The sequence below is a fragment of the Microbacterium sulfonylureivorans genome (assembly GCF_003999995.1).
GTDB classification, from domain to species: Bacteria; Actinomycetota; Actinomycetes; order Actinomycetales; family Microbacteriaceae; genus Microbacterium; species Microbacterium sulfonylureivorans.
In genome coordinates this window covers 144,616-167,603 of the sequence record NZ_RJAD01000001.1, presented here as the reverse complement: position 1 = coordinate 167,603, position 22,988 = coordinate 144,616, and the positions used below count along the sequence as shown (strand labels likewise).

Annotated in this window: 19 protein-coding genes; 10 read left to right on the top strand and 9 right to left on the bottom strand. The window is 71.6% G+C overall.

Annotated features, from left to right (window positions below):
- Positions 1–24: 24 nt before the first annotated feature.
- The 3 genes from EER34_RS00785 to EER34_RS00775 all read left to right on the top strand — a co-directional run bounded on the left by EER34_RS00785 (position 25) and on the right by EER34_RS00775 (position 5,516).
- On the top strand, positions 25–2,877 hold the full coding sequence (locus tag EER34_RS00785) for an FtsK/SpoIIIE domain-containing protein (protein ID WP_127472690.1): 2,853 nt from the start codon (positions 25–27) through the stop codon (positions 2,875–2,877).
- A 31-nt stretch (positions 2,878–2,908) separates the two neighbouring features.
- On the top strand, positions 2,909–4,474 hold the full coding sequence (locus EER34_RS00780; protein WP_127472689.1) for an APC family permease: 1,566 nt from the start codon (positions 2,909–2,911) through the stop codon (positions 4,472–4,474).
- Positions 4,475–4,685: 211 nt separating this feature from the next.
- Positions 4,686–5,516, top strand: coding sequence for a serine protein kinase RIO (locus EER34_RS00775; RefSeq protein WP_127472688.1), 831 nt, complete (start codon positions 4,686–4,688; stop codon positions 5,514–5,516).
- A 96-nt stretch (positions 5,517–5,612) separates the two neighbouring features.
- On the opposite strand, the gene ald is transcribed toward EER34_RS00775, so the two are convergent.
- Entirely contained in the window at positions 5,613–6,728 is a 1,116-nt protein-coding gene (gene ald / locus EER34_RS00770; protein ID WP_127472687.1) for an alanine dehydrogenase, read from the bottom strand.
- A 56-nt stretch (positions 6,729–6,784) separates the two neighbouring features.
- Positions 6,785–7,774, bottom strand: a complete 990-nt coding sequence (locus tag EER34_RS00765; RefSeq protein ID WP_127472686.1) for an asparaginase — start codon at positions 7,772–7,774, stop codon at positions 6,785–6,787.
- Between the two features lie 51 nt (positions 7,775–7,825).
- On the opposite strand from EER34_RS00765, the gene EER34_RS00760 reads away from it, so the two are divergent.
- The gene (locus tag EER34_RS00760; RefSeq protein ID WP_127472685.1) at positions 7,826–8,302 is read left to right on the top strand and encodes an OsmC family protein; all 477 of its coding nucleotides are present in this window, start codon (positions 7,826–7,828) and stop codon (positions 8,300–8,302) included.
- A 12-nt stretch (positions 8,303–8,314) separates the two neighbouring features.
- Here EER34_RS00760 and EER34_RS00755 read toward each other — a convergent pair whose 3' ends face one another.
- Positions 8,315–9,031 carry a lysophospholipid acyltransferase family protein gene (locus EER34_RS00755; protein WP_240642210.1) on the bottom strand — a complete coding sequence of 239 codons (717 nt, stop codon included), beginning with the start codon at positions 9,029–9,031 and terminating at the stop codon, positions 8,315–8,317.
- A gap of 192 nt (positions 9,032–9,223) precedes the next feature.
- On the opposite strand from EER34_RS00755, the gene EER34_RS00750 reads away from it, so the two are divergent.
- Together EER34_RS00750 and dxr are read left to right on the top strand one after the other, a co-directional pair.
- Positions 9,224–10,177, top strand: a complete 954-nt coding sequence (locus tag EER34_RS00750; RefSeq protein ID WP_127472683.1) for an FKBP-type peptidyl-prolyl cis-trans isomerase — start codon at positions 9,224–9,226, stop codon at positions 10,175–10,177.
- A gap of 20 nt (positions 10,178–10,197) precedes the next feature.
- Positions 10,198–11,289 carry a 1-deoxy-D-xylulose-5-phosphate reductoisomerase gene (gene dxr, locus EER34_RS00745; RefSeq protein ID WP_127472682.1) on the top strand — a complete coding sequence of 364 codons (1,092 nt, stop codon included), beginning with the start codon at positions 10,198–10,200 and terminating at the stop codon, positions 11,287–11,289.
- Positions 11,290–11,359: 70 nt separating this feature from the next.
- Here dxr and EER34_RS00740 read toward each other — a convergent pair whose 3' ends face one another.
- The 3 genes from EER34_RS00740 to EER34_RS00730 form a co-directional block, all read right to left on the bottom strand.
- Positions 11,360–13,024 (bottom strand): Mur ligase family protein, encoded by a 1,665-nt coding sequence (locus tag EER34_RS00740; protein ID WP_127472681.1) that lies wholly within the window; start codon positions 13,022–13,024, stop codon positions 11,360–11,362.
- A gap of 98 nt (positions 13,025–13,122) precedes the next feature.
- Positions 13,123–13,836 (bottom strand): YcnI family copper-binding membrane protein, encoded by a 714-nt coding sequence (locus EER34_RS00735; RefSeq protein WP_127472680.1) that lies wholly within the window; start codon positions 13,834–13,836, stop codon positions 13,123–13,125.
- Between the two features lie 104 nt (positions 13,837–13,940).
- On the bottom strand, positions 13,941–14,525 hold the full coding sequence (locus EER34_RS00730; protein ID WP_127472679.1) for a hypothetical protein: 585 nt from the start codon (positions 14,523–14,525) through the stop codon (positions 13,941–13,943).
- Between the two features lie 83 nt (positions 14,526–14,608).
- Between EER34_RS00730 and EER34_RS00725 the strand changes: the two genes are divergently transcribed.
- From EER34_RS00725 to EER34_RS00715, 3 genes are all read left to right on the top strand, one after another.
- Entirely contained in the window at positions 14,609–15,955 is a 1,347-nt protein-coding gene (locus EER34_RS00725; RefSeq protein WP_127472678.1) for a M50 family metallopeptidase, read from the top strand.
- Positions 15,956–16,041: 86 nt separating this feature from the next.
- Positions 16,042–16,410 carry a YciI family protein gene (locus tag EER34_RS00720; protein WP_127472677.1) on the top strand — a complete coding sequence of 123 codons (369 nt, stop codon included), beginning with the start codon at positions 16,042–16,044 and terminating at the stop codon, positions 16,408–16,410.
- Positions 16,411–16,419: 9 nt separating this feature from the next.
- A complete protein-coding gene (locus EER34_RS00715) occupies positions 16,420–17,676 on the top strand; it encodes an RNA polymerase sigma factor (RefSeq protein ID WP_127472676.1) in 1,257 nt (418 codons plus the stop codon).
- 6 nt (positions 17,677–17,682) lie between these two features.
- On the opposite strand, the gene EER34_RS00710 is transcribed toward EER34_RS00715, so the two are convergent.
- Both EER34_RS00710 and EER34_RS00705 read right to left on the bottom strand, forming a co-directional pair.
- Positions 17,683–19,620, bottom strand: coding sequence for an anthranilate synthase family protein (locus EER34_RS00710; RefSeq protein ID WP_127472675.1), 1,938 nt, complete (start codon positions 19,618–19,620; stop codon positions 17,683–17,685).
- A 174-nt stretch (positions 19,621–19,794) separates the two neighbouring features.
- Complete coding sequence (locus tag EER34_RS00705; RefSeq protein WP_127472674.1) at positions 19,795–21,030, bottom strand: low temperature requirement protein A; 1,236 nt, start codon at positions 21,028–21,030, stop codon at positions 19,795–19,797.
- Between the two features lie 76 nt (positions 21,031–21,106).
- On the opposite strand from EER34_RS00705, the gene ispG reads away from it, so the two are divergent.
- Positions 21,107–22,258: a flavodoxin-dependent (E)-4-hydroxy-3-methylbut-2-enyl-diphosphate synthase gene (gene ispG, locus EER34_RS00700; RefSeq protein ID WP_205791297.1), complete on the top strand. Its 1,152-nt coding sequence runs from the start codon at positions 21,107–21,109 to the stop codon at positions 22,256–22,258.
- Positions 22,259–22,282: 24 nt separating this feature from the next.
- Here the strand turns inward: ispG and pcp are convergent, their stop codons facing one another.
- Positions 22,283–22,924 (bottom strand): pyroglutamyl-peptidase I, encoded by a 642-nt coding sequence (gene pcp, locus EER34_RS00695; RefSeq protein WP_205791295.1) that lies wholly within the window; start codon positions 22,922–22,924, stop codon positions 22,283–22,285.
- Positions 22,925–22,988 lie beyond the last annotated feature (64 nt).

The window sequence follows — 22,988 nt, the reverse complement described above, 5'->3', positions numbered from 1 at the left end:
GCCGACGGCACGCTGGACTCAGGTGTGCGTTCCGCGACCCGCTCCTCCGCCTTCTCCGTGCCGACCGTCGACGACGTGCTCGACGCCGAACCCCTGACGCTCCCGCCGGCCTGGGCGGCGCCGCCCCGACCTCCGCTGCCGGTCGTCGCCTCGGTCGTTCCGGTGGTCGGAGCGGCCGGTCTGTGGCTGGTCACGGGGTCGATCCTGTCGCTCTGGCTGGCTGCCCTCGGTCCGCTGATCGCGGTCGCGACCATGGCAGATGCCGCCCGCAGCGCGCGCCGGGATCGACGGCGCCACCACGCCGACGCCGCCCGCGCCCGCGACGAGGCGCGGCGCGCCGTGACGGCGCGTCACGACGCCGAGCGGCGACGCGCGTGGGCCCGGCACCCCGACGTCTCGTCGTTCCTCTCCCGCGAGGGCGAGATCTGGCGCAGCACGCCGGGGCGCACCGACATGCTCGTGATCGGCGAGGGAGAGATGCCCAGCGCCGTGCGGATCAGCGGGGGAGAGGGCGATCCGGATGCCGCAGCCCTCCGCGCCCGCGCGATGACGCTGCCTCACGCGCCCGTCGTCGTCCCTGCCGCGCAGGGTGTCGTGGTCGTGGGCGGCGAGATCCTCGGAGCAGCCGTGCAGCGGGCGCTCGTCCTCCAGCTGTGCATGGCCGCGCCTCCGGGCGAGCTGTCGATCGCCGGAGCTCTCGGCGACGAACTCGCGTGGGCCGAGCGACTGCCCCATTGCGCGGTCGGCGCTCCGCGGCGGATGGCGCTCGTCGGCCCGGGTGAGACCGTGCCGGCCGACGCCGACCTCGCGATCGTCCGGCGGGCTCCGGGCGAGCCGCTGCCGCCGCGCTGCACGACGATCCTCACCGTGCGATCGCCCGATTCGGCGACGATGGAGCATGGCGGCGAGACCCTCCAGGTGCGTGTCGAGGCGGTCGCCCTCGATCAGGCCGCCGCCGTCGCATCCGAGCTCGCCGAGCGCGCTGAGCGGGCGCTGGGCATCCGCGCGCGCCGGGGTGGGCCGATCGCGCTCGGGCCACTGGTCAGCGCTCAGGCAGAGGCCCGGCCGGGAGGGCTCAGTGCGGTCATCGGCCTCGCCGGGCACGATCCGGCGATCGTCGACCTCGTCGCCGACGGCCCGCACGCCGTGGTCGCCGGCGTCACCGGCTCCGGCAAGAGCGAGCTGCTCATCACCTGGATCCTGTCGCTGTGCGGCACGCACTCCACGAGTGAGGTGACGTTCCTCCTCGCCGACTTCAAGGGCGGCACGGCGTTCGATGCGCTGGCCGCCGTGCCGCACGTGACCGGGGTGATCACCGACCTCGACGGCGCGGGCGCGCGGCGTGCGATCGAGAGTCTGCGCGCCGAGGTGCGCCGTCGGGAGGCGGCGATCGCGGGCGCCGGCGCCCGCGACATCCTCGATCCACGGGTCTCGCTGCCACGGCTCGTGATCGTCGTCGACGAGTTCGCCGCGCTCCTCGGCGACCACCCCGAGCTGCACGCGGTGTTCGCCGACGTCGCCGCGCGCGGGCGCGCGCTGGGCGTCCATCTGGTGCTCGGCACGCAGCGGGCGTCGGGAGTGATCCGCGACAGTCTCCTCGCGAACTGCCCGCTGCGCATCAGCCTGCGGGTGACGGACGCCGCGGACAGCCGCACGGTACTGGGGACCGACGATGCGGCGCTCCTCCCGGGCGGACCGGAGGGGCGCGGATTCGCGTTCCTGCGGGGCGCGGGCGACGCGACGCCGCGACCGGTGCGCATCGCGCTGTCGGACGAAGCCGACGTCGCGGTTGCTGCGGCGCGTGCGGGCGACGGTGCGCCGCGACGTCCGTGGCTTCCGGCGCTGCCGCGGCGCATCCCGCTCGACGACCTCCGCGCGCGAGCGGCCGGCGTCGACGAGATCCTCCTGGGGCTGGTCGACGAGCCGCAGCGCCAGCTGCAGCGCGTCGTCGGTCTGCGCAGGGCTGATCGTGCACTGCTGGTCCTCGGCGGTCCGGGGTCCGGAGCTTCGAGCACCCTCGACCTGGTGGAGTCGCAGGCGCCGGGCGCGATTCGCATCCCCACCGACCCCGAGGCGATGTGGGATGCGGTGGCCGCCCTCGCCGCCGTGCCCCCGCCCGCCGGCACCGTCGTCTGCATCGACGACCTCGACGCCGTCCCCGCGCGTCTGCCGCCGGATCACGCGCAGGTCGTCCTGGAGCGACTCGAGGAGATCCTCCGCCGCGCCGGCGCCGACGGCGTCCTCGTCATCGCGAGTGCCCACCGGATCCCGGGTGCGGTGTCGCGGCTGGCGGAGCTCTTTCCCAGACGACTGCAGCTGTCCTTCCCGACGCGCTCGGAGCACATCGCCGCGGGCGGCGATCCTGCCGCGTTCGACGGCGACGCACCACCCGGACGAGGCACGTTCGACGAGCTGGCGATCCAGGTGGGAATCGCTCCGCCGGTCCCTCCGGCGGAGCAGCGCCGGGCGCCGCAGTGGCATCCGACCGCACAGCTCACCGGGTTCGTCACGCGGCGTTCCCCCGCGGCGCGTGCGGCCCTCGCGGACTGGGAGGGGCGCGGCATCCGCACCGTCTCCGTCGACGGCTACGCGGCCGACGCGTCGATCGTGGCGGAGGGGCAGGTGGTGATCGTCGGCGAGCCCGACGACTGGCAGCGGCACTGGAGGCTCCTCGCCGACGCCCGGGGCGATCACGATCTCGTGGTCGACTCGTCGTGCGCCGCCGAGTTCCGGCTGCTGACAGGATCACGGGCGCTGCCGCCGTACTGCGAACCGGGCCGGGGGAGGGCATGGCTCGTCGCCCGCGGAGCCGAGGCCGTCCGCATCGTCCTTCCTTCGGCGCAAGTCCGGCCGATCCGTCACCCCCGCCACCCTTGACCCGCCCCTGGCGGCACCATAGCTTCGCTGTGTGGCTACAGCACCGATCGACCTCGAACGACCGTCAGGCAAGGGACTCGCAGCAGGGACGCTGGGACTCTGGGGCTCAACGGTCATCGGCCTCGCCTCGACCGCTCCCGTGTACTCGCTCGTCGCGACCCTCGGCTTCGTCGTGCTCGCCGTCGGCGCGCAGGCGCCCATCGCCTTCGTCATCGCGTTCATCCCGATGCTGTTCATCGCCTTCGCCTACCGCGAGCTCAACAATGCCGTCCCCGACTGCGGCACGACGTTCACGTGGGGCACCAAGGCCTTCGGCCCGTGGGTCGGCTGGCTGGGCGGGTGGGGCGTCGCGGTTGCGGGCATGGTCGTGCTCGCGAACCTCGCGCAGATCGCCGGCATCTACTTCTGGGCGCTCATCGACGGCATCGTCCGCACCTCGGAGGACGCGCTGCTGGCCGACAACGTCCCGCTCGTCACCGCGACGGGCGTGGTCTTCATCGCGGCGATGACGTGGGTGAGCTGGCGCGGCGTCGAGATCGGCGAGCGCATCCAGAACGTCCTGCTCGCTATCCAGTACGTCGCCCTCGCGATCTTCGTCGTCGCGGCGCTGTGGCAGTTCTTCGCCGGCACCGCCCCCGACCCGACCCCGTTCGACTGGGCGTGGTTCAACCCGTTCGCGTTTACCGAGTGGAGCGGATTCATCGAGGCGATCCTGCTCGCCCTCTTCATCTACTGGGGCTGGGACACGTGCCTCGCCCTCAATGAGGAGACCAAGGATCCGAAGCGCATCCCGGGCCGCGCGGCGCTGCTGACGACCGTCATCCTCCTCATCACCTACGTCGGCGTCACGGTGGCGGCGATGATGTACGCCGGGCTCGGCGAGACGGGCACCGGACTCGGCAACGAGGCGAACGCCGACGACTTCTTCCTCGCGATCAAGGATGGGCTCCTCGGCCCGGTCGGGTGGGTGCTGGTCGTGGCTGTGATGATCTCCGCGATCTCGTCCACCCAGACGACGATCCTCCCCACCGCGCGCGGCACGCTCGCCATGGCCGCCTACAAGGCGCTGCCGCGCAGGTTCGCCACCGTGCACCCGCGCTACAAGACTCCGTCGTTCTCCACCCTGGTCATGGGCGTCGTCGCGATCGTCTACTACGTCGGCATGACCCTCATCAGCGACAACATCCTGCAGGACTCGATCCTGTCGCTCGGGCTCGCGATCGCGTTCTACTACGCGATCACCGGGTACGCCTGCGTCTGGTACTTCCGTCGCGAGCTCTTCGCCTCGGCGAGGAACTTCTTCTACAAGTTCCTCTTCCCGCTCCTCGGTTCGCTCATGCTCACGTACGCGTTCATCCAGTCGGCGATCGACATGTACGACGTGGACTACGGCTACACCGTGCTGCTCGGCATCGGTGGCACGTTCGTCATGGGCATCGGAGCGCTCGCGTTCGGCGTGCTGCTGATGTTCCTGTGGTTCTTCTTCCCCCGCGCGAAGCCGTTCTTCCGCGGCGAGAGCCTCAACCGTGAGACACCCGTGCTCGTCCCCGAAGACCCTGCGGACTTCCCGCGATCCATCGACGGAGGCCTCGCCTGACGTCCCTCGACCAGAAGACGATCGCGTAACGGTTCGCGGGCTCGGGTTCCGCGTCCCCATAGGATGTCGCCGATCGATCATCCGACCGATCGCACCGGACCACAGAAGGGAGCACATGATGGCCGTTCCTGCAGCGCGCCCTGCCCGTATCCCTTCCCTCGAGGCCACCGTCTGACGATGTAGGTGGTCTCCGTTCCCGGAGCATCCCTACATGTCCTTCGACATCCCCTACGGCGTCTTCGACGCCGAACTGCAGTTCCTCGACGCCGAGCCCGGCGAAGGCCAGCGCTGGTCCACGTGGCCGGCCGCGACACCCACCGAACGCGGACCCGCGCCGCATCCCGCCTGGCTCGAGACATCGGCCGGCGCCTTCGACACCGAACTGGGCATCGTCAAGACGGGGAAGGAAGCCGACGTCTTCCTCCTCGAACGCGCCGTGCCGGGGAGCGACGGCTGCATCCTGGCCGCCAAGCGATACCGCGGCGGCGACCGGTCGGACTTCCACCGATCCGGCCAGTACGAGGAGGGGCGCCGGTATCGCAACTCGCGCGACGCGCGGGCCGTCTCGGGCAAGTCCTCCTACGGACGTCTCGTGGCCGCCTCCCATTGGGCCACGAACGAATTCGCCGCACTGTGCAGGGCGTGGGATGCCGGCATCCCGGTTCCCTATCCGGTGCAGCTGAGCGGCACCGAGCTGATCATGGAGTTCATCGGCGACGGCCGGACGGCGGCGCCGCGGCTCGCGCAGGGACGACTCACGCCGGAGGAGTGCGCGGATGCCTTCTCGCAGGTGCGGGCGATCCTCATCGGGTTCGCCCGCAGCGGCTTCGCGCACGGAGACCTCTCGGTCTACAACCTCCTCCGCCACGAGGGGCGCGTCGTCGTGATCGATCTCCCGCAGATCGTCGATCTCGCCGCGAATCCGAACGGCCTCGACTTCCTGCACCGCGACGTGGTCAACGTGTGCACGTGGTTCGAGCGCCGAGGGGTCGACGCCGACGCCGAGCGGCTGTTCGCCGAGCTCGTCGCGCAGCTGTGGTGAGGCGCGGCGCGGTCCGTCTCGCCGCCGCCGTCGTCCAGGGCACGGCGAACCGCCCACTCGACGGCCGGCGTGCGGCCGTCGAGCGGGCGGGACGAGTCAGGCGAGCACACCCTCCAGCGGAGCGAGCTCCAGCCCGTGCGCCGTGGCGACGCCGGGGTTGACCACGCGGCCGCCCATGGTGTTCAGCCCCGCCGCGAGCGCGGCATCCGCTCGGAGAGCGTCCTGCCACCCGCGGCGGGCGATCTGGCGGATGTAGGGGAGCGTCGCGTTCGTGAGCGCCGACGTCGACGTGTTGGGCACGGCGCCCGGCATGTTGGCGACGCAGTAGAACACGCTGCCGTGCACGGTGAACGTGGGGTCGGCGTGGGTCGTCGGACGGGTGTCTTCGAAGCATCCGCCCTGGTCGACCGCGATGTCGACGAGCACGCTGCCCGGCCGCATGCGCGACACCATCTCGTTGGTGACCAGCTTGGGCGCCTTCGCGCCGGGGATCAGCACAGAGCCGATGACGAGGTCGGAGTCGACGACCGCGCGGTCGAGGTCGAAGGGATTCGAGGCGGCCGTCTTCACGCGCCCCTGGAAGTGGTCGTCGAGGTGGCGCAGGCGCTGCACGTTGGTGTCGAACACCGTGACGTCGGCGCCCATGCCCACCGCGATGACGGCCGCGTTGGCGCCGGCGACGCCGCCGCCGATCACGGTCACGCGTGCGGGACGGGTTCCGGGCACACCCGACATGAGCAGCCCGAGGCCGCCCGCCGACCGCATGAGGGTTGCGGCGCCGACGGTCGGGGCGAGGCGGCCCGCGACCTCGCTCATCGGCGCGAGGAGCGGGAGGCCGCCGCCGGCGACCTGGACGGTCTCGTAGGCGATCGCGGTCACGCGGTCTTCGATCAGCCGATCGGTGAGCGGACGGTCGGCGGCGAGGTGCAGATACGTGAAGAGCACGAGGTCGTCGCGGAAGTACGCGTACTCGCTCGCGATGGGCTCCTTCACCTTCAGGAGCAGCTCGGCACGCGCCCAGACCTCGGCGGCGTCGTCGAGCAGCGTCGCGCCGGCCGCCTCATACTCGGCGTCCGGCATGGACGAGCCGACGCCCGCGCCGCGCTGGACGAACACCTCGTGACCTGCCGCGACGAGATCGTGAACTCCGGCGGGGGTCAATGCCACCCGGTACTCGTTGTTCTTCACCTCGGTGGGGACGCTGATCCTCATCGTGTGATCCTTTCCGCTCCGCCGTTGGAGCGCTCGGGCTCCTTGTGGGAGCGCCTCTAGAAAGCGGGGCGGATCGCCCCGACATCCTGCCCGCCGCCGGTGACCGACAGGGGAAGCTTCTGCATCGTCGCCGCGACGTCTGCGCCGGAGAGCGCTCCTGCGCGCTCGAGCAGCCGGAGCCCGACTGCGGTCGCGGCACGGCCGCTCCCGTCGAGCACCTTCAACGCGACGGTCGTGCCGTCGGGTGCGACCATCACCATGACGCCCTCGGCACCGCCCTTGGCGAAGACTCCGAGCTGCTCGTTCACGATGGTGTCGGGACGCCCGGGACCGTCGATCGTCCACGGATTCTCGCGCACCGCCTGGACGAGGGTGCCGGCGCTGCGGTGGAGGGCGAACGGCGACGTCGGCGAGGAGTTGCCGATGCGGTGGATGGCCCGCGCGAGTCCGAAGAGCGTCGTCGCGTAGACGGGGGCGCCGCAGCCGTCGATCGCGGTCGCGGCGGCCTTCTCGCCGAGCAGGCGCTCGACGACGTCGCGGATGTGGACCTGCAGCGGATGCTCGGGTGAGAGGTAGCCCGCCGGGTCCCACCCGTTGGTCACGCATGTGAGGAGCATCGCGGCGTGCTTGCCCGAGCAGTTCATGCGGATGCGGGAAGGCTCGCCGAGTTCGCGCACCAGTTCGTCGCGCGTCGCGGTGTCGCCGGGCCACGCCGCGGGGCAGTCGAGCGCGTCCTCGCCCAGTCCCGCGGCGGCGAGGATGTCGCGCACGGCGGCGACGTGGCGGTCGGTGCCGGAATGGCTCGCGGTCGAGAGTCCGAGGCGCTCGCCCTCGAGCGGCGCGCCGGCGGCGAGGCAAGCGAGGGCCTGAAGCGGCTTGAGGCTCGAGCGGGGGAGGATCAGCGCCGAGGGGTCGCCGAGCTTGGCGGCGATGGTGCCGTCGGCGGCGAGGACGATCGCGATCCCGGTGTGGCGGGATTCGATGAACCCGCTGCGGTCGACGACGGCGAGTTCAACGGCATCGGCTGCGGCGAAGGTCTGCGGCACCCGGCAAGCCTACCGCCGTCGCCGGACACCCCCACATGACAGACTGTGCACATGTTGGGTGAGCATCGATACTCCGTCCGGGCGACATGGACGGGAGATCGGGGCACCGGCACGTCCGGCTACCGCGATTACGACCGTGCCGTCTCGATCGAGATCGACGGAAAGCCCACGCTGCTCGCCTCGTCGGACAAGCCCTTCCGGGGCGATCCGACCCGGTGGAACCCCGAGGACCTGCTGCTCGCGTCGCTGAGCGAGTGCCATCTGCTCTCGTATCTGCACGCGTGCGTGCAGGCCGGCGTGGTCGTGGTCGGCTACGAGGACGACGCCTCCGGGCTCATGGTCGAGGACGGCCGCGGCGGAGGGGCGTTCTCCGAGGTGGTGCTGCGGCCGCGCGTGACCGTGGCGGACGCAGCGATGGTGGATGCCGCGACCGCCGCGCACGCCCAGGCGAACACCTGGTGCTTCATCGCGAACTCGGTGAACTTCCCGGTGCGGCACGAGCCGACGATCGAGGTCGCGGATTCGTGACGCCCGGGCGGGTCAGCGCCGCTCGTGCGGCAGGACCTGCTTGATCCGGTCGATCGGGTTCTGAGCCGGCGCCTCGTTGTAGGCGTTCGCGAGCTCCTGTCCCGACAGCGCGTGGATCGCGGCCATGATGTCGTCGGTCGCGAGTCGCCGTGCCTTGCCGGAATTCGCCGGTCCGTGATGGGACAGGTCGAGCGGCTCGCCGAACTTCACCGTGATGCGGTGCTTGATCGAGGGGACCTTCGCGCCGACCGGCATCACGTCGTCGGTGCCGATGAGGCCCACCGGAACGACGGGCGCTCCGGTCTGGAGCGCGAGGAAGGCGACGCCGGTGCGGCCCTTGTAGAGGCGGCCGTCGAGCGATCGGGTTCCCTCTGGGTACAGCGCCACGGCCTTGCCCTGCTCGAGGAGCTGCTTCTGCTGATCGAGCGCGTCGAGCGCCGCCTGGCCCGCGCCGCGCTTGACCGGGATGGCCCCGATGGCGGTGAAGAACTCGCGGGAGGCCCAGCCCTTGAAGCCCTCGCCGTCGAAGTAGCTCGCCTTGGCGAGGAAGTGGACCGGGCGCGGCGCGGCGACCGGGATGGCGATGGAGTCGAGGAACGACAGGTGGTTGCTCGCGAAGATCACCGGTCCGCTCTTGGGAACGAGCGAGCGCCCCTCGAGGTGCGGGCGGTAGAGGACCCGCGCAAGCGGGGTCAGGACGAAGCGGCCGAGGAAGTACGTCGCGCCCATCCGTGTGACCGGCGCCTCCGGCTCCTGAGGTGCATCGGCTGTCGCGTCGTCCGCGTCGGGCACCAGGTCGGAAGTCACCCGTCGAGGGTACTCCCGATTCCATTCCGGTATCGGCATGGTCGGTTCTCAGCGCAGACAGAGGAAAGATGCGAAAGGATGGTGGTTCCCCTTTCATCGACTCGAGGTACTCCCGTGCGCATTCGCCCGATCGCCGCCCTGTCCGTCGCCGCGCTGTCGGCCGTCCTGCTTGCGGGCTGCGCGGGTGCGGCGCCCGAAGCGTCGCCGTCGCCGACCGGCACCGGCTCCGCCGACCTGTGCGCCGCCGCCGCCCCGTCGGGTGCGGCATCCGAGTCCATCGAGGTCGACGGCGAGGCCGGCGAGCAGTCGACGGCGACCTTCCCCGCCCCCCTCGAGGTCGAAGAGCTGCAGAGCACGGTCGTGGTCGAGGGCGAGGGCGACCCGGTCGCCGCCGGCGACCTGGTGACGTACGCCCTGTCGGCGTTCAACGCCGAGACCGGCGAGGAGCTCGGCTCGTTCGGGTACGGCGACAGCCCCGTCCTCCCGCAGCAGATCTCGCCCGAGAACCCCCTCGGCCAGCTGCTCGGCTGCGCGACTCCCGGCACGCGCGTCGTCGCGACCTTCCCGGCGACCGAGGAGGCCGCTGCCGAGGTGTACATCGTCGACCTGCTCGAGGTCGTCCCGAGCGCCGCGTGGGGCGAGGAGCAGGATCCGGTCGACGGCATGCCGACCGTCGAGCTGGCCGAGGACGGCGCGCCGACCGTGACCCTGCCCGAAGGCGACATGCCGACCGAGTTCGAGAAGGCGACCCTGAAGAAGGGCGACGGGCCGGTCGTCGAGACCGGCGACGGCGTGCTCGTGCAGTACCACGGCGTCTCGTGGAACTCCGGCGAGGTCTTCGACCAGAGCTGGGGCGGCGCGCCGTTCTCGTTCACCGCGGGCAGCGGTGTCGTTCAGGGCTTCACGGACGCCGTCGTGGGCGAGACCGTCGGATCGCAGGTCATCGCCGTCCTGCCGCCGTCGGTCGCATACGGCGAGGGCGAGATCACCGACGCCGACCTGACCGGTCAGACCCTGGTGTTCGTGATCGACATCCTGGGCGTGCAGTCGGCGACAGCCGCCGAGTAGCCGCTCGCTAGGCTGGTCCGATGCGACGCGTCCTCGTCCTCGGCTCGACCGGATCGATCGGAACTCAGGCGCTCGACGTCGTGAGGGCCAATCCCGGTCGGTTCGAGGTCGTCGGCCTGTCCGCCGGATCGAACCGGGAGGCCCTTCAGGCTCAGGCCGACGAGTTCGGCGTCGACAGCATCGCGCTCGGTGCCGTCGAGGCCGAGCAGCTGGTCCGGGATGTCGAGGCCGACGTCGTGCTCAACGGCATCACCGGGTCGGTCGGGCTCGGCCCGACGCTGGCGGCGCTCGAGTGCGGGCGCACCCTGGCGCTGGCCAACAAGGAGTCGCTCATCGTGGGCGGCGACCTCGTCACCGCGATCGCGCAGCCCGGGCAGATCGTCCCCGTCGACTCCGAGCACTCCGCGATCGCCCAGGCGCTGCGGTCGGGGACGCGCGCCGAGGTGCGTCGTCTCGTGCTCACGGCCTCGGGAGGGCCGTTCCGGGGGCGCAGCCGTGACTCGCTCGCGGACGTGACCCCTGCCGAGGCGCTCGCGCATCCGACGTGGGACATGGGCCGGGTCGTCACGACGAACTCCGCCACCCTCGTCAACAAGGGCCTGGAGGTGATCGAGGCGCACCTCCTCTTCGGCGTGCCCTTCGCCGAGATCGAGGTCGTCGTGCACCCGCAGTCGATCGTGCACTCGATGGTCGAGTTCTCGGACGGCTCGACGATCGCCCAGGCGTCTCCTCCCGACATGAGGCTCCCGATCTCGCTCGGCCTGGACTGGCCGAACCGGGTCGCCGGTGTCGGGCGCCCGCTCGACTGGTCGGCCGCGACATCCTGGACCTTCGAACCGCTCGACGACGCGGCGTTCCCCGCGGTCCGGCTCGCCAAGCACGTCGGCCGGGCAGGGGGCACCTATCCGGCTGTGCTCAACGCCGCCAACGAGCAGGCCGTCGACGCCTTCCACGAGGGGCGCCTGACGTTCCTCGGGATCGTCGATGTCATCGAGCGCGTCGTGGACCAGCACGAGGCTCCCGGCGCGCTCACGCGGGAGTCGCTCGCGGAGGCGGAGCGCTGGGCCCGGCATGCCGCCGATCGCGCGATCGCCGCCGCATCCGCCCGCTGATCGGCATTCACCCGACGCATCGGGCGACCTCCGGGTGGGGCTCGCGACATGCGAGCCCCGGCCCGCAGGGTCAGGCGGCGGGGAAGACGGGTCGCTCGGGGTCGGACGCGGGAGTCTCGTCCTCGGGGTACGGGACGGGCCAATGCGGTTCGGGCACCGCCCAGCCGGCGCCGCGCAGGGCCCGGCGGGCGAGCTCGCGGGCGGAGTAGGGCGTGCGGACGCCCCGGATGTCGCGGTAGTCCTGGTGTCCGGGGCCCGCCCAGAGGATCGCGTCGCCGTCGCCCACGAGCGCGACCGCTTCGAGGATCGCGCGCTCGGGCGGTGAGAACTCGCGGATGTCGGCATCCGGCCGCGCGCGCCGCGCGCCCTCGAGCAGCGTGGCGCGGATCGAGTCGGGGTTCTCGTGACGCGGGTGGTGGTCGGTGATGACGAGGATGTCGCTGCCCTCGACGGCGGTGCGTCCCATGTCGTGGCGCTTGGTCGCGTCGCGGTCGCCGTCGGCGCCGAAGAGCATCACGACCTTGCCCGGCGTCACGCGACGGACAGCCGCGAGGGTCTTCTCGAACGCATCGGGGGAGTGGCCGAAGTCCACGTAGACCGCGGGGCCCTCCTCGCCCGACACGAGCTCCGTGCGGCCCGGCAGGTAGGCGTCGATGCGGCCACCGTCGAGCGCCTCGACCAGGCGCTCCCAGGAGTACCCGCCCTCGAGGATCATCACGATCGCGAGCCCTGCGTTGGCCGCCATGTGCCGACCGATCACCGGGACGAGTGTCGTGAGCGAGCGGCCGTCGCGGGACGTCAGACGGAACTCGGTGCCGACCGGGCGTTCGTCGAGGATCTCGACGACCCAGTCGGCCGCGGCCGCGGCATCCGGGTCCGAAGCCAGGGCGGGAGTGCCGACGGTGACCGTGGGGACCTGGCTGCGCGCGACGACCTCGGCGCCCTGGTCGGAGTCGATGCAGACGACGGCGCGACGAGAGCGGTCGGGGAGGAACAGCGGCAGCTTCGCCTCGAAGTACTCCCGCATATCGGCGTAGTCGTCGAGGTGGTCGTGCGTGAGGTTGGTGAAACCGGCGACATCGAAGACGATGCCGTCGACGCGCCGGCGACTGAGGGCCTGCGCGCTGACTTCGACGGCCACCGCCTCGACGCCGCGCTCCCGCATGAGGGCGAGGAGGGCGTGCATCTCGTAGGCCTCAGGGGTCGTCAGGCGCGACACGATGATCTGTCCGGCGATGTGGCGCTCGGCGGTGGAGGACAGGCCCGTCACCGCGCCCAGCTGCCCGAGGATGCCCTCGAGGATGTGCGAGACGCTGGTCTTGCCGTTCGTGCCGGTCGTGCCGAACAGGAGCGGCAGGTCGTCGCCGCGGCCGGTGCTGTACACCCACGCCGACAGATCGCCCAGCAGCCCGCGCGGGTCTTCGACGAGCACGACGGGCAGCCCGCTCGCGGCGGCGAGATCGGCTCCGGCGGCATCGGTGACGACCGCGACGGCACCCTTCTCGGCGGCCGCGGCGGAGAACTCCGCGCCGTGCCGGTTGACCCCCTTGACGGCGACGAACACGTCGCCGGGGCGGAGATCGGCGGTCGCGAGCGTGATGCCCGTGAGAGTCGTTCCGGTGACATCGCCGCGCACATCGACGCCGAAGCGCGCGGCCAGGTCGTCGAGGGCGTGAACGGGCGGCGCGTCCGGTCGGAGGACGGGGGGAAGGTTCGAAGGCGCGTCGGTCGGCATGGCGCATCCATCCTCTCATCCGGCCGGGCCGAAACCCACGCCGTCCACAGCGGACGGACCGGGGGGAGGGCGCCCGCGGCGGACGCCCTCCCGTCGGTTCAGGCCCTGCTCTTGCGGCCGCGCACGAGCACCACGGCCAGAGCCGCGATGCCTGCGGCGAGACCGCCCGCGGCGAGCCAGCGCGCCACCGGGTCCGCGGTGGCGGCTGTCGTCTCGGCCGCGGAGTGCTCATCGCCGCCCGCGGCGGAGGCGTCGTCGTGGCCGTGGCCCTCCTCGACCGCGATCGCCCCGACCTCGACGACCGGCGCCGGCGACTCGAGGTCGTGCGGGTCCTGGCCGTCCTCGGCGATCTCGGTCCAGGCGGTCTCGCCCTCCACGCAGGTCTGGGTGACCGGGAAGGCCAGCTGCGAGTCGGCGGCTGTCTCGTCGAACAGAACGTCCATCGAGACGGCGGCCTTCAGGCCGTCCTCGACCGGCGCGTCGCTGGTGAAGGTGACCTGGGTCGGCACGCCGTCGGCGGCCAGCTCGCGGGTGATCGTCCAGCCGCCCTGGACGATCGGAGTGGCGTTGCCGACACCATCGGGGATGTCGATCACGAGCGCGGTCGTGGGGGAGCCGTCGCAGCCGTGCGAGAACGCGAAGGTGAGCGTCTCGGTCGAGCCGGCGGCGGCCGCGCCCGGGTCGACGTGGACGTGCGCCGAGGCGGCGAGCGGCACGCCGACGGCGAGGGCGATGCCGGCGGCCGTGCCGAGGACGAGGCGACGCGAGCGGCGCGCGGGACGGACGGGGGACAGGGTGCGGGAAGCGTTCATCAGGAATCTTTCGTCAAGGTGCGCGCAGCGCGATCAGCGCTGCGCACGGGTACCGGAGACACCGGTCCGTGCGGGGCGAGGCGCGGACCGATCGGATGCCGCGGTCAGAGGGCCGCGATGACGGAAGACGGGGGACCGCGCCGGGAGACGTCCGAGAGGACGACGCCGAGCGAGCGGATGACGCGCGTGGTGACGGCCGCGAGGCGCAGGAGCACGACCGGCGCGGGGGCGGGGTCGCCGGCGCGACGGAGGATCGAGCGGATGCCCCGGCCCAGGGCGCGCAGCATCCGCTCTCCGCCGTAGAGGGCGAGCATCGTCGCCACCGCCGCGAGAGCGTGGGCGAGGAGCATGGGGATGTCGGGGAGGATGCCGGTCGCGGGTCCTGCCGAGGCGTCCAGTGTCGCGTGGTGCACGTGTCCGGTCGCCGCCGTCGGATCGACACCGGCCGTCAGGGCGAATGAGACGTGGAAGAGCGCCTGGGCCGCGAGCACGGACGTTCCGACCCGCCAGGCCGAGAGCCGGCGTCCGACGAGGGCGATCGCAAGGGGAGAGGCGAGGATGCCCAGCACGCCGACGAGCGCGGGCGCCGGGGCTCCGCCGCCGGCGAGGGTGTGGGAGGTCGCCGCGACGATCGTCGCGATCCATGCCGCCGCGGCGCCTCGCAGGGCGCGAACGTGGCGTGGGGTCACGGGATCCTCCTGATCCCCGAGCCTAGCGGGGCCGCGGACGCGGTCACGGCCAACTCAAAGCCCGACGCGGGTACCGTGTGGGTGTGGAAGCTCTCGCATTCGTCATCGGCGTCGTCCTCATGGTCGTGGGCCTCGCCGTGTCCATTGCGCTCCACGAGCTCGGCCACCTATGGCCCGCGAAGAAGTTCGGCGTGCGCGTCGGCCAGTACATGATCGGGTTCGGCCCGACGATCTGGTCGAAGCGGGTCGGCGAGACGCAGTACGGGTTCAAGGCCATCCCCCTGGGCGGCTACATCTCGATGGCGGGCATGTACCCGCCCTCGCCGAAGCAGCTCGCGGCTGCGGCATCCGGCCAGCGATCCGGGCGCGCGGCCGGCGGGTTCTTCGCGACGATGGTCCAGGACGCCCGCGCCGCCAACGACGAAACGCTCCTGAGCGAGGACGACGAACGCGTCTTCTACAAGCTGCCCGTGTGGAAGCGCGTCGTGATCATGCTCGGCGGGCCGGTCATGAACCTGCTGTTCGCGATCGTGCTGTTCGCGATCCTGCTGTCGGGGATCGGAGTGCAGAGCGCGACCACCACGGTGTCGAGCGTCAGCGAGTGCATCATCCCGGCCGAGGCCGACCGCACCGAGTGCCAGGCGTCCGACCCTGCCGCGCCGGCGGCGGCCGCGGGTATTCAGCCCGGCGACGTCCTCGTCGCCGTCGACGGCGAGCCGATCTCGACCTTCGCCGAGGCTGCGGCGCTGATCCAGGCGTCGCCTGGACAGGTCATCGCGGTGACCGTCGAGCGCGACGGCGAGACGCAGGACCTCACCTTGACGCCGGTCTCGGTGGAGCAGGCCGTCACCGACGCACGGGGCGAGCCGGTGCTCGACGAGAACGGTCAGCCGCAGACGGAGGAGGTCGGAATCGCCGGCATCCGTCAGGAGGTCGCCTACCTGCGCGAGCCGATCTGGGCCGCCCCGCAGATGGCGTTCGAGCGCGTCGGCGCGGTCGCCGGCATCATGTGGCAGATGCCGGTCAAGGTGTGGGAGACCGGAGTCACCCTCGTCACCGGTGAGGAGCGCGACCCGAACGGCCCGCTCAGCATCGTCGGCGCGGGGCGCCTCTCGGGCGAGGTCGCAGCCGCGGACGCCCCTGTCCTGAACCGCGTCGCCGGATTCCTCGAACTGCTCGCCGCGCTCAACATCGCGCTGTTCGTCTTCAACCTCATTCCCCTTCTGCCGCTCGACGGCGGGCACATCGCGGTCGCTCTGTGGGACGGCATCAAGCGGGTGTGGGCGAAGGTCTTCCACCGTCCGCCGCCGAAGCCGGTCGACGCCACGAAGCTGGTCCCGGTCACGTTCGTGGTCGTCATCGCGCTCATCGCGATGGGCGCCGTGCTGATCCTCGCCGACATTGTGAACCCCGTCTCGCTCTTCGGCTGACACCGAGTTTCGGCAGGACTGTCGAAATCGGTCTTGTCCATTCGCTGTGGGGATGAAACGGTTCCACTGACGAAAGGACCACGACCGTGAAGTACGTCCTGATGTTCACCAGCACACCCGAACTCGACGCCGCCGTGCCGCCGGAGCGCGCACAGGCCGTCTACGGCCGGATCTACCAGTGGTTCGCCGACAACGCCGAGCACATCGACGATGCCGGCGCCGAGCTTCAGCCGCTCTCCACCGCGACCACCGTCAAGCACGGCGGCGACGCACCCGTCGTGGCCGACGGGCCGTTCTCGGAGGCCAAGGAGGTCATCGGCGGGTTCAGCGTGATCGACGCCCCCGACCTCGACGCCGCCATCGCGATCGCGAAGACCTGGCCCGCTCTCGAACTGCCCGGTGTGGCGGTCGAGGTGCGGCCGATGGTCGTCGACTACAGCATGTTCGAGCAGTGAGCACGCCGGATGCCGCGACCGCACGCCGACGGCCCGGATGAGGGCGACGAGCGCGGCGGGGTCGCGGCATCCGATCTGCTCCTCGCCCGAGTCGTGCGAGAGGAGTCGGGGCGGCTCGTCGCGACCCTCACCCGCTCGTTCGGGAGCCTCGACGTCGCCGAGGAGGCCGTCAGCGAGGCGGTCGAGGAGGCGGTGCGCGAGTGGCGGGACCGGGGCATCCCGCCCAACCCGGGTGCCTGGCTCACGCAGGCGGCGCGCCACAACGCGCTGGACAGGATCCGGCGGGAGAAGGGCCTTCGCGAGAAGCTCGCGCTGATCGCCCCGGACCCCGCCGGCCGCGACGCGCCCGAGCCCGAGATCGACGACCGACTGCCGCTCCTGTTCGGATGCTGTCACCCGGCGCTCTCGGCCGAGGCGCAGCTCGCGCTGACGCTGCGCGCCGTGTGCGGGCTGACGACGGCCCAGATCGCGCGCGCGACGTTCAGCGCCGACACCGCGGTCGGCCAGCGGATCGTGCGGGCCAAGCGCAAGATCGGCGCCGCGGGGATCCCGCTGCGCATCCCCGAAGGCGTGGAACGCGCCGAGCGGCTCGACGTCGTGCTGACCATCGTCTCGGTCATGTACAGCGAAGCGCACCTGGTGGCGGGGCGGGATGCCGCGGCCGACCGCGACCTCGCCGATGACGCCGTCTGGCTCGCACGCGTCGTCTCCGCCGCGCTCCCCGCCGAGCCGGAGGCGCACGGACTGCTGTCGCTGCTGCTGTTCCATCGGGCGCGGGAGTCGGCGAGGGCCGTGGACGGCGAGCTCGTGCTGCTGGCCGATCAGGACCGATCGCGCTGGGACCGGTCGCTCCTCGCGGAGGCGCGCGGCGCGCTCGAGCGGGCGGCGCGGCTGCGCAGGCCCGGACGCTGGCAGCTGCACGCGGCGATCGCGGCGTGCCACGCGGATGCCGCGGACGCCGCGTCGACGGACTGGCTGCAGGTGATCACGCTCTACGACATGCTCCTCGCGTACGATCGCACGCCCGTCGTGCGCCTCAACCGTGCGGTCGCGCTGGCTCGGGTGGACGGGCCGGAGCCCGCGCTCGCCGAGGCCGACGCGCTCGAGGAGGCGCTGTCGCGATCGCACCTCTGGCACGCGGTGCGCGCGTCGCTGCTGCGCGACCTCGGGCGCGAGGACGAGGCGCTCGCCGCCGACCTGCGGGCCCTCGAGCTCACCGCGAACGAGGCCGAGCGGCGGCTCATCGCAGCCCGGCTGGCGCGCTGATCGCGCTCAGGCCCCCACGGGCTCGAGGGCATGGGAAACGAGGCGCTCGAGCGTCGTCATCCCGTCGCGCGACAGGATCGACTCGAGGTGCCCCTGCACCGACGCGTAGCCCGGCCCCCGCAGCGCGTACACGTCGCCGGTGACGGGATCCGCGGCGACCTCGGTCTTCCCGACGAGCGTGGTGCCCGACGGAACGCGCGCCGTGAACGTGTTGTAGAACCCGATGGAGGCCGGCATCCCGAACAGGTCGACGGTCTTCTGCAGACCCTGGTGCGGCGCAGCGAGCGGGGCGAGGTCGATCCCGAGCGAGTCGGCGAGGATCTGGTGGCTGAGGCACACCGCGAGGATCGGACGACCGGCGGCGCGGCGACGTGCGACGATCTGCTGCATCCGCCGCATGCGGGGGCTCGACGGGTCGCGGGGGTCACCGGGCCCCGGGCCCGAGACCACGAGCTCGGCGGTGTCGATCTGCTCGTCGGTCACCTCGCTCCAGGGTGCGATGCGGACGTCGAGCCCGAGGTGACGGAGCTGATGCGCGAGCATCGTCGTGAAGCGGTCCTCGGCGTCGACGACCAGGGCGGACCGTCCGGCGAACGGGCCGGCCGACTCCCGGCCCTGCGGATTGAGCCAGAACGACGCGAGGCGCGAGTTGCGGGACGCGAGCAGCGACGCGATGGCGGGATCGTCGGCGAGGAGCCGGGGCTCCGCGGCCGGGGCGTCCTCGTCGATCGCGACGGCCTGCTCCGCGGCGATCTCCCTCGCGATCGCGCCGATGGCGCCGAGCACGCCCGCGGCCTTGCCGTGGGTCTCGCCGACTTCGCCGTACGGATCGGAGTGGCGCACCAGCGTCGCCCCGACGGGCACGCGAAGGCGCCCGTCCTCGAGGTACGCGGTCCGGATCAGGATGGGAGCGTCGAGGTCGTGCGTGGGCTCGTCGGCCGCCGCCGCGGCTCCCGCCGGGAGGCGGGGGGTGAACAGGGCGGCGACCCCCGAGTAGTAGCCGCGCGGGGTGCGCTCGTGCCGGGTGATGACGGTGCACGCGTTCTGCATGGGCGACCCGGTGACGGTCGGGGCGAACATCGTCTCGCGGAGGATGTCGCGCGGATCGAGGCGGCTGCGCCCGCGCAGCACGTACTCGGTGTGCGTCAGGCGCGACATCTCCTTGAGGTGAGGACCGGTGATGCGCCCGCCGTCGGAGCAGACGGCGCTCATCATCTTGAGCTCCTCGTCGACCACCATGAAGAGCTCCTCGGTCTCCTTGGCGGACTCGAGGAACTCGGTCAGGGTCTCGGCTGTGGCACCGCCGGCCGGGTGGCGGAACGTGCCCGAGATCGGATTCATCGTCACGACGCCGTCACGCGCGCTGACGTGGGCCTCGGGGCTCGCGCCCACGGCGACGTGGCCGGGCGTCACGAAGGCGAAGGTCCAGTACGCGCCGCGCTCGTACTCGAGCAGCGCCCGGAACCACGTCAGCGCGGCTGTCGCCGGGTCGACGTCGACACCGGCGGTGAAGTCGCGACGGATGACGAAGTTCGCGCCCTCGCCTCGGCCGATCTCGTCGGCGATGACGCGCCGGACGATCTCGGCGTACGCCTCGTCGTCGATGTCGAACCCGGCATCGGTGAGCGGCACGGGTTCGGTCGGCAGCTGGGCGAGCGCAACGTCACGAGGGATCGCCGACCGGTCCGAGATCACGAGGCAGCGGAGGGGAGCACCGTCGTCATGGCATTCGAATCCCCGCTCGGTCACCTGCCGGAACGGCACGAGGGCGAGCACCTCGCGCGGCGCGCCCGAAGCATCGGTCAGCGGGATGTCCGCCAGCGCCGCCACGTCGACGACGTCGCCGGTGAGCACTTCGACGGTCGACGCGTCGCGGGCGATGAGGGCGAACGGGATGCCGCGCGCAGCGAGGTCGCGGAGGGGGAGATGGGCGAGCCCGGTCATGATCGGTCTTTCGTCGTGGGGGCGGTCGCCCTACGAAGAGAAAGACCGCCCCGAGGGCGGTCTGAGGTCGCGCGAACCCACCGCCTTATGCGGTGAGCCACCAGGTGAGGGTCGCGGACATGGGCCGAACCTACCACACGGGTGTTCGCCGCATCTTCCCGGTGACGGGCCGCATCACACGGCGTCGCGCTCGAGGACGGCCGCCTGATGCCGGTGGCCGACGGTCTCGTACCCCACGACGATGACGATCGGCGAGCACGCGGCGATCAACAGCGAGATGCCGATGCTCGCGCCCGCCCAGACGGCGAGCACGCTCAGCGCGAGCATCGCGACGGCGCCGAGGAAGAGCCAGACGTGGAACGGGTCGAACTCGCGCACGAGCAGCGAGTAGATCGTGAAGAGCGCCACCTCGAAGATCAGCAGCGGCACGGCCACGGTCAGCAGGGCGAACTCCGCGCCGACGTGCGCCTCGTGCGAGATGACGTTCGCCGCGACGTGGAGTCCGGCTCCCACGCCGACGATCGAGCCGAACAGGAACATGTGCCCATAGCCCCACACGAACCCGCGCCGCGGATGGCGCGCGAGGACGGGACCCGACGGCAGCATGAAGTACACCCACCACATCGCGAAGGCGAGGGTGGTTCCGCCGAGGGCGACGAGCGCGGCCTCCAGCGTCCACTCGTGGAGCACCTCGACGACGGCGGAGATCGCGAGGATCGTGCCGAGGATGACCTCGCCCAGGGTGATGATCACGAGCAGGCCGTAGCGCTCGGCGATGTGGTGCGGATGCCAGGGCGTCCGCCCGAAGCGACGTTCGGCGAAGTAGGGCCCGGCGAGCTCGAAGAGCGACAGCAGCGTCGTGAAGAAGAACGTCACCGGAAGGGAGAGGTTGAGGAAGATGAGCGCGACCCACCCCACCTGGGCGATCGAGATGTTCACGACATAGGCGAGACAGGTCTTCCGACGCGCGGGGTCGTGCTTCGCGGCACGGAGCCACAGCGCGATCGTGGCGACGCGCATCACGACGTAGCCGGCGACCATCACCCCGTTGTCGACGTGCTCGCCCTCCTGGATCGAGTGGAAGAACGGCGGGAGCCCGAGCGCGAGGATCAGCACGCCGAGCATCTCGATGAGCGTGGCGATGCGGAAGAAGATGTCGTCGTTGTCGTAGGCGGACGCCAGCCACGAGTAGTTGATCCAGGCCCACGACACGGCGAACGTGGCGAATGCGAAGGCGATGATCGCGTTGACGGTGTCGCCGAGCTCGAGCAGATGCGCCGTCTGGGTGCCGGCCTGGCTGAACGCCACCACGAAGGTCAGGTCGAAGAGCAGCTCGAGGGGAGTCGCCGCCCGGTGGCGCTCGTTCGGGTCGCGACCGGTCATCCGTGTGAGGCGGTGGCTCATGCTCATGGCCGCCAAAATACACGGCCCGCGGCATCCGCTTCGTTCACAGCCTCGACGTGCGGACGCCGCGTAGGCTGGGGGCGTGCCAGCAGTCAACATCGGGATGCCCAAGGTCCCCGAAACGCTCGCCCCCCGTCGCAAGACCCGCCAGATCAAGGTCGGCAAAGTGCTCGTGGGCGGGAACGCGCCCGTCAGCGTGCAGTCGATGACGACGACGCAGACGACGAACATCAACGCCACGCTGCAGCAGATCGCCGAGCTCACCGCCTCGGGATGCGAGATCGTGCGCGTGGCTGTGCCGCACCAGGACGACGCCGACGCGCTGAAGATCATCGCGATGAAGAGTCAGATCCCGGTGATCGCCGACATCCACTTCCAGCCCCGCTACATCTACACCGCCATCGACGCCGGGTGCGGCGCGGTGCGCGTGAACCCGGGCAACATCCGTGAGTTCGACGGGAACGTCGGGCAGATCGCCGCTGCCGCGAAGGCCGCGGGGGTGTCGCTGCGCATCGGGGTGAACGCCGGTTCGCTCGACAAGCGCATCCTCGCGAAGCACGGGAAGGCGACGCCCGAGGCGCTCGTCGAGAGCGCCGTCTGGGAGGCGTCGCTGTTCGAGGAGCACGACTTCCACGACTTCAAGATCTCGGTGAAGCACAACGACCCGGTCGTGATGGTGAAGGCGTACCGTCTGCTGGCCGAGCGCGGCGACTGGCCGCTGCACCTCGGTGTGACCGAGGCGGGTCCCGCCTTCCAGGGCACGATCAAGAGCGCCACGGCGTTCGGCATCCTGCTGTCGGAGGGCATCGGCGACACCATCCGCGTCTCGCTGTCGGCGCCGCCGGCCGAAGAGGTCAAGGTCGGCCACCAGATCCTGCAGTCGCTGAACCTCCGCGAGCGCAAGCTCGAGATCGTCTCGTGCCCCTCGTGCGGTCGCGCCCAAGTCGACGTCTACACCCTCGCCGACAACGTGACCGAGGGCCTCAAGGACATGACCGTGCCGCTGCGCGTCGCCGTCATGGGATGCGTCGTCAACGGTCCCGGCGAGGCGCGTGAGGCCGACCTCGGCGTGGCCTCGGGCAACGGGAAGGGCCAGATCTTCGTCAAGGGCCAGGTCATCAAGACGGTGCCCGAGGCAGAGATCGTCGCCACCCTCATCGAAGAGGCGAACCGGATCGCCGACGAGATGGGCCCGGATGCCCCGGTCGGCACTGCGCAGGTGCTGACGAGCTGATCCGCGGTCGGCCGCTGCGGCCGGTCAGGAGATCGTCCCCCCGCTGATGCGGGAATCCTCCGTCGTGCGGATGCTCGTGCGCACCGCGATCTCGAGCGCTCGGGCGATGTCGGCGAGCGGCAGGGCCGCGGCATCCGGCGACGGCGCATGCTCGGCCGACCACGGGACGTGGATGAAGCCCGCCCGCATCGCGCGGCGATCTGCCGCGAGGTGCAGCGCGCGGAAGAGCACGTGATTGCAGACGAACGTCCCCGCCGAGTGGGAGACCTCGGACGGGATGCCCGCCGCTGCGATGTCGTGTGCGATCGCCTTGACCGGCAGCGTCGCGAAGTACGCGGCCGGAGCGCCCTCGATGCTCGGCTCGTCGATCGGCTGCGAGCCGGCGTTGTCGGGGATGCGCGCGTCGATGAGGTTGACGCCGACGCGCTCGACCGAGACGACCGCCCGGTTCCCGGCGAGGCCTGCGGCGATGACGACGTCGGGGGAGTGGTCGGCGACGAGGCGGGCGAGCTCCGCCTCCGCGCCGGCGAACGCGACGGGCAGGATGGCGGTGATCAGCGCCTCGGCGCCGTCCCACCGCCCCCGGACGATGTCGACGGCGTCGCCCGACGGATTCGCGGTGTCGCCGCCGAAGGGCTCGAATCCGGTGAGGAGGATCGTCGTCATCCGTCCAGGCTACGGCGCGGAGTGCGCACGGGCCGGTCGGCGACGGGTGGCCCGCTGTGCGGCC

Bases quoted from the DNA above. Each gene is read 5' to 3' on its own strand.
- EER34_RS00760 (WP_127472685.1), top strand. From the start codon at position 7,826: ATGTTGGGTGAGCATCGATACTCCGTCCGGGCGACATGGACGGGAGAT.
- EER34_RS00715 (WP_127472676.1), top strand. From the start codon at position 16,420: ATGCCGCGACCGCACGCCGACGGCCCGGATGAGGGCGACGAGCGCGGC.
- dxr (WP_127472682.1), top strand. From the start codon at position 10,198: ATGCGACGCGTCCTCGTCCTCGGCTCGACCGGATCGATCGGAACTCAG.
- EER34_RS00740 (WP_127472681.1), bottom strand. From the start codon at position 13,024: ATGCCGACCGACGCGCCTTCGAACCTTCCCCCCGTCCTCCGACCGGAC.
- EER34_RS00710 (WP_127472675.1), bottom strand. From the start codon at position 19,620: ATGACCGGGCTCGCCCATCTCCCCCTCCGCGACCTCGCTGCGCGCGGC.
- EER34_RS00735 (WP_127472680.1), bottom strand. From the start codon at position 13,836: ATGAACGCTTCCCGCACCCTGTCCCCCGTCCGTCCCGCGCGCCGCTCG.
- ald (WP_127472687.1), bottom strand. From the start codon at position 6,728: ATGAGGATCAGCGTCCCCACCGAGGTGAAGAACAACGAGTACCGGGTG.
- EER34_RS00755 (WP_240642210.1), bottom strand. From the start codon at position 9,031: ATGGGCGCGACGTACTTCCTCGGCCGCTTCGTCCTGACCCCGCTTGCG.
- EER34_RS00705 (WP_127472674.1), bottom strand. From the start codon at position 21,030: ATGAGCATGAGCCACCGCCTCACACGGATGACCGGTCGCGACCCGAAC.
- EER34_RS00775 (WP_127472688.1), top strand. From the start codon at position 4,686: ATGTCCTTCGACATCCCCTACGGCGTCTTCGACGCCGAACTGCAGTTC.
- pcp (WP_205791295.1), bottom strand. From the start codon at position 22,924: ATGACGACGATCCTCCTCACCGGATTCGAGCCCTTCGGCGGCGACACC.